Source organism: Pedobacter sp. 05T44 (assembly GCF_056395985.1).
In genome coordinates, this window is record NZ_JBFTKO010000020.1 from 69,035 (window position 1) to 84,402 (window position 15,368).

11 protein-coding genes are annotated in these 15,368 nt (G+C 37.3%); 3 read left to right on the plus strand and 8 right to left on the minus strand.

The window, feature by feature from the left end:
• Nucleotide 1 precedes the first annotated feature (1 nt).
• Nucleotides 2-2,362, plus strand: coding sequence for a sensor histidine kinase (locus tag AC1DDK_RS22895; RefSeq protein WP_477634086.1), 2,361 nt, complete (start codon nucleotides 2-4; stop codon nucleotides 2,360-2,362).
• 15 nt (nucleotides 2,363-2,377) lie between these two features.
• Here AC1DDK_RS22895 and AC1DDK_RS22900 read toward each other — a convergent pair whose 3' ends face one another.
• The 8 genes from AC1DDK_RS22900 to AC1DDK_RS22935 form a co-directional block, all read right to left on the minus strand.
• Nucleotides 2,378-3,370 (minus strand): MlaD family protein, encoded by a 993-nt coding sequence (locus AC1DDK_RS22900; RefSeq protein ID WP_172659131.1) that lies wholly within the window; start codon nucleotides 3,368-3,370, stop codon nucleotides 2,378-2,380.
• A 5-nt stretch (nucleotides 3,371-3,375) separates the two neighbouring features.
• Entirely contained in the window at nucleotides 3,376-4,146 is a 771-nt protein-coding gene (locus AC1DDK_RS22905) for an ABC transporter ATP-binding protein (RefSeq protein ID WP_337718166.1), read from the minus strand.
• A 10-nt stretch (nucleotides 4,147-4,156) separates the two neighbouring features.
• Nucleotides 4,157-4,966 carry an MlaE family ABC transporter permease gene (locus AC1DDK_RS22910; protein ID WP_172659129.1) on the minus strand — a complete coding sequence of 270 codons (810 nt, stop codon included), beginning with the start codon at nucleotides 4,964-4,966 and terminating at the stop codon, nucleotides 4,157-4,159.
• A 313-nt stretch (nucleotides 4,967-5,279) separates the two neighbouring features.
• Complete coding sequence (locus AC1DDK_RS22915) at nucleotides 5,280-7,442, minus strand: S9 family peptidase (RefSeq protein ID WP_172659128.1); 2,163 nt, start codon at nucleotides 7,440-7,442, stop codon at nucleotides 5,280-5,282.
• A 2-nt stretch (nucleotides 7,443-7,444) separates the two neighbouring features.
• Entirely contained in the window at nucleotides 7,445-9,202 is a 1,758-nt protein-coding gene (locus AC1DDK_RS22920) for an LTA synthase family protein (protein ID WP_477612315.1), read from the minus strand.
• 116 nt (nucleotides 9,203-9,318) lie between these two features.
• The gene (locus AC1DDK_RS22925; protein WP_172659125.1) at nucleotides 9,319-9,999 is read right to left on the minus strand and encodes a hypothetical protein; all 681 of its coding nucleotides are present in this window, start codon (nucleotides 9,997-9,999) and stop codon (nucleotides 9,319-9,321) included.
• A 67-nt stretch (nucleotides 10,000-10,066) separates the two neighbouring features.
• Entirely contained in the window at nucleotides 10,067-10,846 is a 780-nt protein-coding gene (locus AC1DDK_RS22930) for an enoyl-CoA hydratase/isomerase family protein (RefSeq protein ID WP_337718169.1), read from the minus strand.
• Between the two features lie 90 nt (nucleotides 10,847-10,936).
• Nucleotides 10,937-11,689: a DUF1835 domain-containing protein gene (locus tag AC1DDK_RS22935; protein ID WP_172659122.1), complete on the minus strand. Its 753-nt coding sequence runs from the start codon at nucleotides 11,687-11,689 to the stop codon at nucleotides 10,937-10,939.
• 332 nt (nucleotides 11,690-12,021) lie between these two features.
• Between AC1DDK_RS22935 and AC1DDK_RS22940 the strand changes: the two genes are divergently transcribed.
• Together AC1DDK_RS22940 and AC1DDK_RS22945 are read left to right on the plus strand one after the other, a co-directional pair.
• Nucleotides 12,022-14,496 (plus strand): glycoside hydrolase family 95 protein, encoded by a 2,475-nt coding sequence (locus AC1DDK_RS22940; protein WP_477634087.1) that lies wholly within the window; start codon nucleotides 12,022-12,024, stop codon nucleotides 14,494-14,496.
• 14 nt (nucleotides 14,497-14,510) lie between these two features.
• Entirely contained in the window at nucleotides 14,511-15,146 is a 636-nt protein-coding gene (locus AC1DDK_RS22945) for a GDSL-type esterase/lipase family protein (RefSeq protein WP_477634088.1), read from the plus strand.
• The last annotated feature ends 222 nt before the right edge of the window (nucleotides 15,147-15,368 follow it).

Below are 15,368 nucleotides of genomic sequence, written 5' to 3' on the forward strand. Positions count from 1 at the left end.
GATGCGTCTCAAAGAAAAATTTACAGCGTGTATTGGGCGGCTGTCAGGCAAGCCCAAAGTGATTGGCTTGTGTGTGTTCTTTTTTTTGCTATTGCTGATAGGCTTATTGGTAATTCAGAGATATCAGATAATTAAAGAGGGTAGGCGCCTGGAGATGGCCAATGCACTTAATGTAGTAAAGCAGAATGTTCAATTGGTATTGAACAATGGCTATACTGCTACTTTAACACTTGCTATGACCTTAAATGATAAGGGCATTCCAAAGAATTTTGATGCTGTTGCGGATAGATTAATAGCATCCAACTCTGATTATAAGGCGTTAGAATTATTACCTAACGGTATCATAAAGTATCTCTATCCAAAGAAAGGCAATGAATTGGCATTGAATCTGGATCTTTTTAAAAAATCTGAAGAATCAAGGTTAATGGCTACCAAATCGATAGCCTCAAAAATGATGTATTATGCCGGCCCTTACGAATTACAGCAAGGAGGAATGGGGATTGTTGGCCGATTACCGATATACCGCGAAAATAGGTTCTGGGGCTTTTCTGCTGTAGTGATTAAGCAAGATGCGTTCTTTAATAGTATTGGTGTTTATAATAATAAAAACAATAATTTTTACTTTCAATTTTCAAATGTTGATATAGCTACCGGAAAAGAGGAGTTTTTTTTAAAAGGCGATAGGGACTTTCTTGGTCAAGATCATCAATCTACATCTTTTGCTGGCACCAATTGGAAGCTTTATGTTATTAACGCTCACGAAAGGATAATCCCTTTTCAATTGATATATCCTTTGCTTTTTGGTATTGGTTTGGCCATTTTATCCAGTTTGCTGGTTGTTCAGGTAGTTAAAAAAACTACTGAGCTACAGAACCTGGTAGATAGTCAGCAATTGAAACTGATAAATACAGAAACAAAATTTAAAACAATATTTGATCAGGCAGCTATTGGTATAGCTTTAGTAACCCCAACTGATGGTAGGTTTTTACAGGTGAACAAGAAATTATGTGATATACTGGGGTATAAAGAATCTGAATTGCTGAATTTGAGCTTTCAAAACATAACCCTCCCAAATCACCCAAATGGAGTGAGGGCCGATGTTAAGTATTTTAATAATGGAAGTGTTAAAGAATATAGAGTTCAAAAAAAATATCTGCACAAAGAGGGGTACACAAAGTGGTGTAATATTGTGGAAACACCTTTGTGGAATGATAATGGTGAACCAACCAACCACATTGTAATTATTGAGGATGTTACTGATCGGAAGGCTGCTGAAAAGATCGTTCTGGATTCTCAATTGAGAATCGAATCTTTAATAAATACCATTGATGGGATTGTATGGGAAGCAGACCCCAATACTTTTGAATTTACATTTATTAGCAAAAAGGTTGAAGATATTTTAGGCTATTCTGTTGAGGAATGGTTGTCGTCTCCAACTTTCTGGGCCGATCACATTTACCCTGATGATAAAGACTGGGCTATTGAATATTGTACTGTTTCTACCAGAAAAAATATTCAGCATGACTTTGAATACAGGATGATTGCTAAGGACGGGACAATAGTGTGGCTAAGAGATATTGTAAACGTAATCTCTGAGAATAATAACCCAGTTTTATTAAGGGGTATAATGATTGATGTGGGAGAGAATAAACATGCCCAGGATGCCTTAAATCATTCATTTAACCTGGTTACAGAGCAAAATAAAAGGCTCCTGAATTTTTCGTATATCGTTTCTCWTAACTTAAGATCGCATACTTCTAATATTCAGGCTATTACCAATTTAATAGGGCAGACCAGTTCTGAAGAGGAAAGGATTGAGCTGATTGAAGTACTTAAAACTGTATCAGGCCTGTTAAATGAAACCATGCTGAATTTGAATAAAGTAGTTAGCATCCAAACCAGTATAGATGTGATAAAAGAGCGGCTAAGTTTGAGTAATTACATTAATAAAACCATTGATATATTGAATGATCAAATCGTTTTAAAAAATGCCATTATTAAAAATAATGTTCCTAAGGATGTTATTGTGAATTATAATCCTGCCTATCTGGAAAGTATTTTATTAAATTTTATTTTTAATTCGATCAGATATAGCCATCCTGACAGAAATCCGGTTGTTGAATTGGATTCCTTTATTGAGGACTCCCAAACTGTTTTACAGATTTCTGATAACGGGATAGGAATAGACTTGGAGAAATATGGCGAAGAACTTTATGGATTGTATAAGACCTTTAATAAAAAGCCCGACTCAAAAGGAGTAGGGCTTTTTATTACAAAGAATCAGATTGATGCCATGGGAGGTAAAGTAACAGTAAGTAGTGTTGTAAATAAGGGAACTACTTTTAAAATATACTTTAGATAGCCTCAATGGCTGGTATTATTCTTTTTTAGTTTCTGCTGCCGCGGCTTCCGCTTTGGCTTTCTTTTTAAAGAAGCCTCTTAAAAGAAAATTATGTTGTAATGCTTCCAGATTTTCATCTAGCTTTTTGCTGCTGGTTTCCATGTTTAGCATAATTGATTTTACCTGCTCTGCAGTCTTTTGATCATTTAGCAATACACCAACTGCATTGTCTGTCTGTGTTAATTTTCCAGATGCTTTATTCAGGTTTTCTGTAAGTGTGGCTGCTGAACTTGCCGTTTTCTGTAATTCGTTTACAGAGGCCTGAAGTTTGGCAAAAACAGCAGTATCAGTAAGCAGTTTGTCGGCCAAACCACCTTTTGTATTTAATGTTTTTGAGAATTTATCCAATTCTGCTGCCATCTTGTTTGCCGATGCTGTGGTGTTCTTCAAGTTTACCACAATCGCTTTAAAATCAGTAGCTATCTGTTCGTCGGTAAGTAGTGCGCCTGCTGTGCCTTTTCCTTCAACAAGGCTTTTGGCAAGAATCTTAAAATCAGAAGTTACCTCTACCAGGTTTTTGTTGTTCACCTGGAATGTTTTCATGATGTCGTCTGTCGATAAAGTGGTATTTACTCTTAGCCTGTCTCCATCCTCTACAAATGGGAACTTTGGCGTTCCACCTGTAATTACGATGATTTTATTCCCAATTAGTCCATCAGAACTAATGCTGGCAGATGCATCCTTATGAATGTATTTGTGTGCTTCTTCTTCAATATTAAGGAAAACCTGTACCTGTGAAGTACCATAAAATTGGATCTTTTTTATTGTGCCTATTTTTACACCGGAAAACCATACATTATTACCGGTTTTAAGTCCTTGAATATCGTTGAAAACAACATCAACTGTAAAGCTCTTTACGAATGCTTTTTTCTGACTTCCCAATGTGAAAACCCCTAAAATAAATATCGCTATGCCCAGGAGAATAAACGCTCCAACTATAATCTTACGGCGTGTGTCTGTTGCCTGCATAATTTCTATTGAATAAAATTGTAATCGTAAAATGGTTTTACCCGTTCATCATTTGTATTAAACACGTCTTCGAAAGTACCCTGACGCTCAAATTTGCCATCCAGTAACATGGCTACTCTATTACCAACTGCTTTTGCACAGGTTAAATCATGGGTAATGATGATCGAACTGGTATGAAAGCGCTCCTGTACTTCATTAATCAGGCTATTGATTTCCAAACAGGTTATCGGATCAAGTCCGGCTGTAGGTTCATCATAAAGCATAATTTCAGGCCGTAAGATCAATGTTCTGGCAATACCTATCCTTTTTCTTTGGCCGCCTGATAATTCCGAAGGCATCTGGTTAATGGTATGGAGTAGTCCAACTGCATCCAGCATCTCTTCAACCGCACTGGTTATTTCTCCCTTTGTTAACTTTTTCTGATTTCTGATTAAAGGGAAAACCAGGTTTTCTCTAACAGTCATACTATCATACAATGCACTGTTTTGGAATGAAAATCCTACTTTTAATCTTAAAGCAAGCAGTTCTTTATAAGTGATCTGATCAACATGCTGGTTAAGTACCCTAACATCCCCATGGTCTGGGGCTAATAGGCCGACCACAATTTTTATCAATACAGATTTACCCGTACCTGACTTTCCAAGCACAACCAGGTTTTCGCGCTTATAAAGTTCTAAATCTACTCCCCTTAATACATGGTAATTGCCGAAAGACTTATACAGGCCATTAATTTCTATTACTTTTTCTTGTTCAGACAAGGGCTTCTTTTCTTTCATAGTTTAAAAATTAAGTCCTGAATAAACCAAAAAACTGTACGGAAACTACTTCCTCGATAAATATAAGGAACATACCAATAACCACTGCCGAATTCGCCGCTTTACCTACACCTTCAGTTCCTTTTGATGAATTATATCCCTGGTAGCAACCCACCATTCCAATTGTAAAACCAAATATCACGGCTTTAATAGTAGACGCGGTAATGTCTAAAAAGGTAATCGATTCAAGAGACGATTGAAAGAATGCCTTTGCGCTTGTGCCTTCACTTAGAGAAACATTTAGTAATGCGCCCAGCATTCCAACCATAGCGGTATAAAAGGTAAGAATAGGAATCGTAATTGTTGATGCAAGCACCCTTGTTGTTACCAGAAATTTGAATGGATTGGTTGCCGATACTTCCATAGCATCTATTTGTTCTGTAACCCTCATTGAGCCCAGCTCGGCGCCAATACTAGATCCTACTTTTCCTGCTGCTATAAGCGAAGTTAGTAATGGCGCTAATGTTCGTAGCAGTGCAATACCTACTAATGATGGAAGCCATGAAGTGGCGCCAAATTCAGCAAGCGACGGTCTGGATTGCTTTGTAAATACGATACCTGTAATAAATCCGGTTAAAGAGATCAACGCTAAAGAACGATAGCCAATGTCATAACACTGTTTCATTAGTTCTTTTCCCTCGTAAGGAGGCAAGAAGCCTTCTTTAAAGAAGCGTCCAATAAACTGAAAAACGTCATAAAGCGTTATAAACGTCCTGGATAACTTACCAGGAGTTTTTACTTCATCATTTAAGGTTTCCTGGCTCTCAGCTTTTTTCTCCATGTATATGCCTTAATATCTATTGTTCGATTTAGAGTGTTATTATCAGGTTTCTGATAGCGATCACACACTATCAAATTATGAGCCATAATTATGCAAAACTAACATTCGGAAGCACAAAAAAATGTATGCTATCTTCTTTTTTACATGATTTTGGGCAAATATGCAGTATTTTTTGGGTGTTTTTGTCTTGTAAATGTCCCAATTATATAAACGATATACAGGTCAAAAAGGTTTTAAAAAAGAGACTGTATCATTAATCTAAATCATGCTATTTGTTTTGCGATCGTATTAATGATACAGTCACTTCTTTACATTATTTGCCTCCCGGAGGGCAATTCCTTTGTAAGAATTCGGTGTAAGTAAGCGCAAGGTGCTCAGATGTGCCTTCGCCTTCGTTAATGCTATGGGTCCTGTTAGGGTACGACATCAGTTGAAATACTTTTCTATTCTTGATTAGTTCATTAATCAGCATCTCTGCATTTTGGTAATGCACATTGTCGTCACCGGTTCCATGTATGTATAAAAGCTTGCCTTGTAGGTTTTTAGCGTAAGTGATAGGAGAGCCTTTAACATAGGCCTCTTTAGTTTTTAATGGAGATCCCATATATCTTTCCTGATACACATTATCATAAGTTAACTGATTTCCTACTGCTGCAATAGCGATGCCGGTTTTGTATATTTCCGGATACTGGAACATTAAGTTTAAGGTTGATGAGCCGCCACCGCTCCATCCCCAAACAGCTACCCTGTTTTTATCTACAAACGGCCATTCCATTATTTTTTTTGCAGCCATAGCCTGGTCGCGAATATTTAAGGTACCTATTTTTTGGAAAACACTTTTACGCCATTCTCTGCCTTTGGGAGCAGGGGCGCCTCTGTTTTCAACAGAAATATAGATGTAGCCATCTTTAGGCATGTCACCAGCATAAAGCCAGTTGCGACCTGCACCATAAGTATCGGTTACAGTTTGCGAAGCAGGCTCACCGTAAACATAAAATACAACCGGGTACTTTTTTGTCTGGTCAAAATTATCCGGTTTCTTCATCCAGCCATCCAATTCAATTCCATCTTCAGTAGTTACTTTAAAGAATTCCACTTTGTTCTTTGGCGGTCTCATTCGTCCAAGCTGATTGGTAACACTACCTTCCATGGTCAATGGATTTAAGGTGGTAAGTTTCATCCATTCCGTAATTGGAGGTACTGAAGCACTTTGGTAAGTATGGCGCGCAAATACTCCATTTGGAGATATCTCGTAAGAGTGGGTACCTTTTAGTATAGAAGGGGTAACCATTTCTGCTTTTCCACCGCTAAGCTTAGTCTTAAACAAATATTTCTGGGTAGCATTTGTTGGAGAGGCAATAAAATAGATCTGACCGTTTTTCTCATCTATTAATGATTTCTCGATAACATCGTAATTACCTTGTGTAATCAGCGTATGCTTTTTACCATCTTTACTGATGCGGTAAAGGTGACGCCAGCCATCACTTTCACTCATCCAAATAAACTCTTTTCCGTCATTTATCCAGTCCCATCCCTTCGCTACATCAATCCATGCTTTATCCGTTTCGGTATAAATATTTTTTACCTGACCAGAGCTTGCATCAGCAACAAATAGTTTACTTACATTTTGTTCTCTGTTTAATTGTTGTAAAATCACTTCATTGCTAGAAGGGATCCAGTCCATTCTAGGAATATAATTTTGGATCTGATCGCCGGGTACTTCTAACCAGTTGGTTTTTGCTGAGGCGATATTAACGATACCGACTTTGCATGACGATGGGTTTTCTCCAACTTTAGGATATTCTACAGGGATAGTAAAAGAATAAATAGAATCTGTATTGTCTATCATCAAAAAGTTTTTGATTTTGGTAGCATCAATTTGCCAATAGGCGATAGATTGACCATCAGGGCTCCATCTGAATCCATCTCTGCAATCAAATTCTTCTTCATATACCCAATCAAAAGTTCCGTTTATTAATCTTTCAGTACCATCAGTAGTTAAGGCTTTACTCGTTTTGCTCGTTAAGTCATCAACATATAGGTTGTGCTTACTTACATAGGCAACCTTATTCCCATCAGGAGAAAACTTGGCAAACATTAACGAAGAGGCAGGTTTATCTTTTCCCACCTGAGTAAGTTGATTGGTTTTCAGATCGGCAACGAAGTAATCTCCACGTGTTTCATAGCGCCAAACCTTTTTACTATTGGTGTAAAGTAAAACTTTTGTGCCGTCTTCAGATATTTCAAAACTTTTGATCTCACCAAGTCCTGTATTACCGCTTGAATAAAGCAAGTTTCGGCTCACAATGGTTTTTCTTTCATTAAGAGGAAGGCTTATTGATACAATTTCACCTTGGCTCACCTCATAGTATGAATTGCCATCTTTTGCCCATTTGATATCCTGAGCATTGGCTTTTCCAAAAAGTCCTAAAACTAAGACTAAAGCCAGTTTAAAAAAAATGTGTTTGAAGTTCATTTTTATAGTTCTATAAATTGCTGATAAACGTTTTGTAGGTATGATTTGGCGGTGTTAAGGGTTTTTAAAGTTAGGTCCTTATCTTTAGGATTGCTGTTGTATAATATGGTCTTCCCCACATTGTCAAAAGTAACACATTGCTGGTTATCAATAAAGCCCATTCCATTATCCCAGCTAAAAAATGCAAAATGTTTTGCATAAGGGTTTAAGAGGTTCTTGCTCCAGACAAATTCCTTTGCACTGATATCCAACTGGCCAAGTATTGTGGCAGCCACATCAGCCTGACTTCCTACATCTTCAAATTTTTTGCCCTTACATTCGTCTTTAATCACATCTCCATAGAATAATAAGGGTACATGATAACGTTGAGGAACATAAATTTCGTGACTATTTTTAGGTAAAAGGTGACCATGGTCTGCAATAAATACAAAGAGTGTATTTTTATACCAGCTTTCCTTTTTTGCATTGTTTAAATAAGCGTTGATACAGGAATCGGTATAATGTGCGGTGCTTTTAAATTTTGTAACGTTATCAGCCTGTCCAAACTTGTAATTGCCCGGAAGCGCATAAGGTTCATGATTGGTAAGGGTAAGCAGGGTAGAGAAGAAAGGTTGCTTTTCTTTATTAAGATCCTCAATCTGCCTGTCAAAAACCGCCTCATCAAATTGTCCCCATTTGGTTACTTTTCCACCTTTAAAATTATTTTTGTCAATCAACTTTTGGTAATTGTGACTTAAAATAAATGCCTTGTAATTGTCGAATTCGGATTCTCCACCATAAAAAAAAGAGGTTTGATACCCGTTTTTAAAAAATGGCTGAGAGATGCCGGGAATTTTCTGCATTTTTTCAGGCCATTTTACTATGCTGCCAGCGGCAAGGGTAGGGAAGCCAGCTAAAGTGGCTACCAATCCTTTGTCAGTTCTGCTACCAGAGGAATAAATATTACTAAAAAGCACTCCTTTGTGTATTAGCGTATCAAAGTTAGGCGTAATACCATCCTCGTTGCCCAGTGTTTTGGTTAGATCTGCAGTAAAGCTTTCAATGATTACCAGGACTACATTTGGTCGTTTAGTGGTAAGTATGTTGATGGTAGTGTCCTTTGCCGGAGTATAAAGTTCCTTAATATTTGCATCGGCTGCTTGCTTGCTTAAATAGTTATAAGGGTTATTCTTGGTCATGCGGGCAGCAAGGGCGCTCGACAACAGGTTCCACTCTGTATTTACTGCAGCATGATTTAAAACCTGTTCTTTGGAAAAGTAGGCCATGCTTTGATTAATTGGAGAACCGCCTAACCCGCCACGTATCAAGAGAAAATTTAAAAAAACCAATATGATAACGGCAATTCCCCGTAACCAGATCGGACTAGCTTTAAAACTAAGTTTCCTAAGTACAACCCATCGTTGCAGAATAAAACCTATAACAATCAATAAAACAAGTAAAGATAACGTTAATCCGATAGGAGAGGATGCACTTGATGCAAGTGCTTCGTTGGGCGTTGAAATGGCAAAACCAACAGCTTTTGCGTTTATTTTGCTACCCCATTCCCGGTAAATATTGAAATTTACAACAGATATAATGCTGAATAATATGATCAGGATTTTGTTATAGATGGTAAGCCATTTTAATTCTACCACCTTGCGGCCATTTAAGAGCCAGTATATATAGCTGAAAAGAGGAATGACGAGTATGTACGCCGTCATCGACAGATCAAGCTTTAGGGCATGATAAAAACTTGCCATGATTTCCGATAAAGGAACCATGGCAAGTTTTTTTGAATTTATAATGATAAATGTAAGGCGGTCAACGAAAAAAAATAACAGCCAAAACAGAAAGAAGCGTGCAAAAAACAGGAAGCTTTTTAACATTTTACGCTATGTTATTGGCCACCACCTTGCATAGCTTTTAATTCTGCCATTGTTTTTTCTTCATAACCACTTGGTATAGTAAGGCTAAAAGGACCTACTTTTTCTTCTTTCAGACTTTTTAATGTTGCTACTGTTTTAAAACCATCTCTGATGTTGGTGTATTTTACAGGGGTACCTTTTATCTGATCAAATCCTGGAGGGGTAGCACCCGGTGTAACCTTTAAATCGGTAGTAACCCAAACTTCGTAGTTAGCACCATTGTTATCTTTATAAGTGTATTTTTCTGAATTAAAGCCTGCGATTGTTTGTTTTTCGCCTGTTGCTTTAAAGTCGCTGAATACCAGGTTTCCTGTTTGTTTGTCTAAATCTTCTTTAGACATTTTAGACGCATACTGTTTTTGGGCAACCGGAATATCTATAAGTACTAATGCAGTTCTGGCAGCTCCATCAGAAAATACCTTTATCATTGCAGGGCCCATATCCATTTCAATTTTAGATATATTGCCATTAAACTGAACTTTACTTTCGGAAGGAAGAACAGAAGGATCTATAACCTTCTTTTGATCATCTGTTAATTGATACTCAATTCCAAAGGTTAATGTTCCCTGATCTACAATTTTTTGAGCTTTAGCAACAATGGCCGTGCTGATTAAAATTACAGCTACAACACCGGTTTTGATTGATTTAAACATTTTCTGGTTTTTAGTTTTTTTATGTATTAGTATAGTTCTATTAGCATTTGTCACAATCAAAAGGTAATTACCACTTTATCTTTTCCTTGTTAATGAAAGAGGCAATTCCTTTTTTGAAATCATCAGTATCTCTTACCCTGGCATTTATCTGAACGGCTAGCGACAAGCATTTCTCCAATAAAGGATTTGTAGTCTGCCCGATTAGCTGCTTAGTTACCATTAACGAATTTGCTGAAGCTTCATTACACAAATTTAATGCAAAATCTTTCACTTTTTGACTAATCTCTTCTTTGTTTGTTACAAACGTTATTAATCCATGCTCAAGTGCCTCTTGTGCAGAAAAAAGGCTTCCTGTCAGTAGTATTTTTTTAGCAATAGTTTCACTTGTTTTGCGTAATAAAAAGCAGGATACTATAGCCGGAACAAATCCCAGTTTTACTTCAGTATAGCCAAAATTGGCCTCAGGAACAGAAAATGTAATGTCGCAAACAGTTGCAAGTCCACAGCCTCCGGCAATTGCATGCCCTTCTACCTGAGCTATGACAACCTTAGGTAAATAATAAATGGTGGTAAACAGTCGCTTTAGGTTCTCAGAATCGGCAAGGTTTTCTTCATAAGTATTTAACTGCAATTGCTGCAAATAAGCCAGATCAGCACCTGCACTAAAAACAGCACCGTTAGCTTTTAAAACAATCACTTTTACGCCATCATCCTCTGATGCGCTGATGAACGAATCCGTTAACTGCTGAACAAGATCGGGATTTAATGCATTACGCTTCTCAAGACGATTTATAGCAATAGTTGCTATACGCTCACTTACTGAATATAAAACGAGGGGTTCTGTCATAATCTGTAAATATCTACTAAATCCTAATAAATAAGTAATTATTGGTGTTTTTTGTTCCTTTAAGGGGGCTACGTCTGTGGCATACAAATATTAGCGGTAGTGCATTACTTTGTCATAGAGACTTTTTAATTGAACGTCACCAAAACCATAAACGCTTTCTCTATTCCAAAATTCTTTGAACACTTTATGAAAATCAGTAGAAATATTTTTCGTGATGTCTTCAATAACTTTTTCAGGTCTTCCTGTTGTGCCATCTTTTGGAAAGCGGTCAACATGCGCCTTCACTACTTCTTGTAAATACGGAAAAACTAAAGATTGATGTTTTGAAAGATTTGTCAACTCTTCAAGATTGCCGTTTTTGTAAGCTTTCCATAATTGTTGTCCTAAATTTATGTCGGCTTCACTTAAAGGAAGTCTATTCGCATAACAAACTTTAAGTTCATCTGAATTTGCTGATCCAAAGCCATTCCAAAATTGTTTACTGGTTTTGTCTAAATAAGAAGTGTAAACAGCAAAAACTTTTTTCTTTATTGACAAACTATTGATAATTGAAATAACAAACCACATATTTACTTGACAAAACAAGTCATACTCAAACCAAAGATTAAACTCTGAATGATCGGGTGCATTTATTATTTTTTCAAATTCTTTTACAACAGAATTATTGTATTCGGTTTCAGTTATTCTCATGTATTTGGCTCTTGATTGCCAAAAGTCATGTAGGTTGTCTCCTGATAATTCTCCGTCAATAAGACCTTCTCTAACAACAATAACATCCCCTTCAATTTTTGCTTCTGGAAAACTATAAGCAAGGGAGTCGCCGTTTAAAATATTGTACACCATGACTGTAAGATTCTTTTGAGGCTTATTTACATTGCAGATATAAAGATATAAAAAATGGCTGCCATATTTTCTCCTACATCACCATTAGTCAAAGTAAATTGTTCTCCAATGCGATTGAGGTAGTTAAACAAGATTCATAGTATGAAAAGCAATCCAAGTGATTGGGATTTAGGAATAAGGAACGGTATAGATTGTAATAATTATGTGTTTGAACATGAAAACTAAACCAATAATGTAAACCATAATGGAATTAATCATATATTAATTTTTTTTTAATGCTAATGCATTAATTAGTAAAAAAGATTACACACAAACCAAATATTAAACAACCAATGTTCACCAACCTAAAAACAATTATTGTGGCTTATGCTTTACTTATGGGCATAACCATATCTGCGTTCTCGCAAGAGAAAGATTTKAAATTATGGTATAAATCTCCGGCAGGATCTGTTTGGGAAGCTGCTCTTCCAATAGGAAATGGAAGACTAGCCGCCATGATCTATGGAAATACTGCCCACGAAAAGATCAGTTTAAACGAATCTACAGTATGGAGTGGGAGCCCAAATCGCAATGACAACCCCGATGCTTTGGGTGCTTTACCAGAAGTGAGAAAACTACTTTTTGAAGATAAATATGTGGAAGCCAATGCGCTTGCTGAAAAGGCTATCCAGTCTAAAAAGAACAACGGAATGAAGTATCAGCCAGTGGGCGATTTAAATCTGAACTTTCCGGGGCATGAAAACTTTTCGAACTATTACCGCGAGCTAAATCTTGCTGATGCCGTAGTTAAAAGTACTTACGTAGTTAATGGAGTTACTTATACCCGCACCATTTTTTCTTCTATACCAGATCAGGCAATAGTAGTCAGGTTAACCGCGAGTAAGCCAGGTAGCATAACGTTTAACGCATCAATGGCAACTGAGCACAAAGGGTCTGCTAAAGCTATTAATACAAATGAAATACACTTGTCGGGAATAAGCAGCGACAGAGAGAACGTTCCRGGTAAGGTTAAATTTAATGCAATAGCAAAAGTTAAAAATGAAGGTGGACAGCTTTCTTTATCAGATGATCAGGTTAGTGTTAAAGGAGCGAACAGTGTTACCATATATGTTTCTATTGCAACCAATTTTGTGAACTATAACGACATCAGTGCTGATGAAAACAAACGCTCTGAAACCTATTTGAATGCTGCGTTAAAGAAAAGCTATCCTCAGCTATTGAAGGATCATGTTGCAGCTTATCAAAAATATTTTAACCGTGTAAAAATTGATCTTGGTAAAACAGATTCTATTAAGAATCCTACAGATGTTAGGTTAAAGGACTTTGCAAATGGCAATGACCCTCAATTGGCAGCTATTTATTATCAGTTTGGTCGTTATTTATTGATCTCGTCTTCTCAGCCAGGTGGCCAACCTGCCAACCTGCAAGGAATTTGGAACAATAAAATGGATCCGCCATGGGGAAGTAAATATACCATTAACATTAATACTGAAATGAACTACTGGCCAGCTGAAGGGACTAACCTGACCGAAATGCATAACCCGCTGATAGAAATGGTAAAAGACCTTTCTCATACAGGGCGCGAAACTGCAAAGGTTATGTATGGCTCCGGCGGTTGGGTAACACACCATAACACGGATCTTTGGAGAATAACCGGCCCGGTTGATGGTATTTATTCTGCAATGTGGCCTATGGGCGGAGCGTGGTTAAGTCGCCATGTTTGGGAAAAGTATTTATATAACGGAGACAAAAAATACCTTGCCACAGTATACCCGGCATTAAAAGGTGCGGCAGAGTTTTATTTGGATTTCCTTGTAGAAGAACCAGTTCATAAATGGATGGTGGTATCGCCCTCTATGTCGCCAGAAAATGCACCAAGAGCTCATAAAGGTAAATCTATAGCCGCTGGTGCTACTATGGATAACCAGCTTGTGTTTGATCTGTTCTCTAACACCATAAGAGCTGCCGAGGCACTAAATACGGATAAAGATCTTGTAGCTAAAATTAAGGCCATGCGTAATAGGCTTGCCCCAATGCAGGTAGGGCAGTACGGCCAACTGCAGGAATGGATGCAGGATCTGGATGATCCTAATGACAAACACAGGCATGTTTCTCACCTTTTTGGTTTGTATCCTGCAAATCAGATTTCTCCTTTACGTACTCCTGAATTGTTTGACGCTGCGCATACCTCATTGATCCAGAGGGGAGATGTTTCTACAGGATGGTCTATGGGATGGAAGGTAAACCTGTGGGCCAGATTACAGGATGGTAATCATGCTTATAAACTAATTAGAAACCAGCTTACGCCTACAGGATTAAATAAAGGTGGTGAAAACAGTGGCGGGGGAACGTACCCTAATTTGTTTGATGCACATCCTCCTTTCCAGATAGATGGTAATTTTGGATGCACGGCAGGTATTACTGAAATGTTATTACAGGCCCACGATGGCTCTATCCAACTGCTTCCGGCGATGCCTGATGAATGGAAGGACGGAAGTATTAGTGGGTTAAGAGCTCCAGGAGGTTTTGAAATTGAGAACATCACCTGGAAAAATGGAAAATTGAGCAAGGTTACCATTAAATCAAAACTTGGTGGTAATTGTCGCTTACGTGTTCCTAATGTGCTAAAAGGAAACTCTCTTAAACCCGCAAAAGGAGATAACCCAAATCAGTTTTATCAGATTGATAAAATAGCTACACCAGTTATATCTGCTAAGGCCAACCTGAATAAGCCATCCATTAACGAAACCATTCTTTATGATTTCGATACCACTGCTGGTAAAACATATACTTTCATTAGTGAGTAATTTAAAAGATGAAAATGTTATTTAGTCTATTACTTGCACTTTGCTTTTATACTAACTCTAATGCGGTTACTAAAGTAGCCTGCATTGGAGCAAGTATAACTTATGGGGCAATGGTGGAAAACAGGGAGCAAAACTCCTTTCCGGCTCAGCTTCAAAKATATCTGGGAAGCAGTTATGCCGTAGAAAACTATGGTGTAAGTGGTTGTACGCTTCTGCGAAACGGGGATTCACCATATTACAAAACCAATGAGTATCAGAAAGCTTTAAAGCGTAATCCTGATATTGTGGTTATTGATCTTGGTGGAAATGATAGCAAATTGATTAACAAATCCAGATTAAATGAATATGAGCAGGATTACCATGCTATGATTAAATCTTTTAAAGATTTGTCTTCCCATCCACGTATTATATTGCTGTTACCTGTAGTGTCTTTTGTAGCGGATACAGCAGGAATATGGGATCCTGTGATTGTAAAACAGATTATCCCAAAAATAATGAATGTGGCCAATGAGAATAAAGTGGAGGTTTTAGATATGCATGTTTTGTTGATAGATAAGCCTGAACTTATGCCAGATAAAATACATCCTAATGCAGAAGGATCCAGAATTATGGCGAAACGTATATTTAGAAAGATCAAGTTTAATAAATAACACTTAATGAAAAATATACTATTTTTAAAAAAACAAATTAATTGTATATTTCCAAACACTTAATCTATCCCTTAAGATGATTTTGCTAACCAAATAACCATTATATTATGAACGAAAACATTAACAAGAGTGCCTTATTCAACGGGAGTTGCTTTGCCGTGATTACCACAGCTTTTACCTTCTCTATTCGGGCGGGTATTTTACCCCAGCTCGGAGCGCAAT

Bases quoted from the DNA above. Each gene is read 5' to 3' on its own strand.
- AC1DDK_RS22900 (WP_172659131.1), bottom strand. From the start codon at position 3,370: ATGCAGGCAACAGACACACGCCGTAAGATTATAGTTGGAGCGTTTATT.
- AC1DDK_RS22905 (WP_337718166.1), bottom strand. From the start codon at position 4,146: ATGAAAGAAAAGAAGCCCTTGTCTGAACAAGAAAAAGTAATAGAAATT.
- AC1DDK_RS22910 (WP_172659129.1), bottom strand. From the start codon at position 4,966: ATGGAGAAAAAAGCTGAGAGCCAGGAAACCTTAAATGATGAAGTAAAA.
- AC1DDK_RS22915 (WP_172659128.1), bottom strand. From the start codon at position 7,442: ATGAACTTCAAACACATTTTTTTTAAACTGGCTTTAGTCTTAGTTTTA.
- AC1DDK_RS22920 (WP_477612315.1), bottom strand. From the start codon at position 9,202: ATGGTTCCTTTATCGGAAATCATGGCAAGTTTTTATCATGCCCTAAAG.
- AC1DDK_RS22925 (WP_172659125.1), bottom strand. From the start codon at position 9,999: ATGTTTAAATCAATCAAAACCGGTGTTGTAGCTGTAATTTTAATCAGC.
- AC1DDK_RS22930 (WP_337718169.1), bottom strand. From the start codon at position 10,846: ATGACAGAACCCCTCGTTTTATATTCAGTAAGTGAGCGTATAGCAACT.
- AC1DDK_RS22935 (WP_172659122.1), bottom strand. From the start codon at position 11,689: ATGGTGTACAATATTTTAAACGGCGACTCCCTTGCTTATAGTTTTCCA.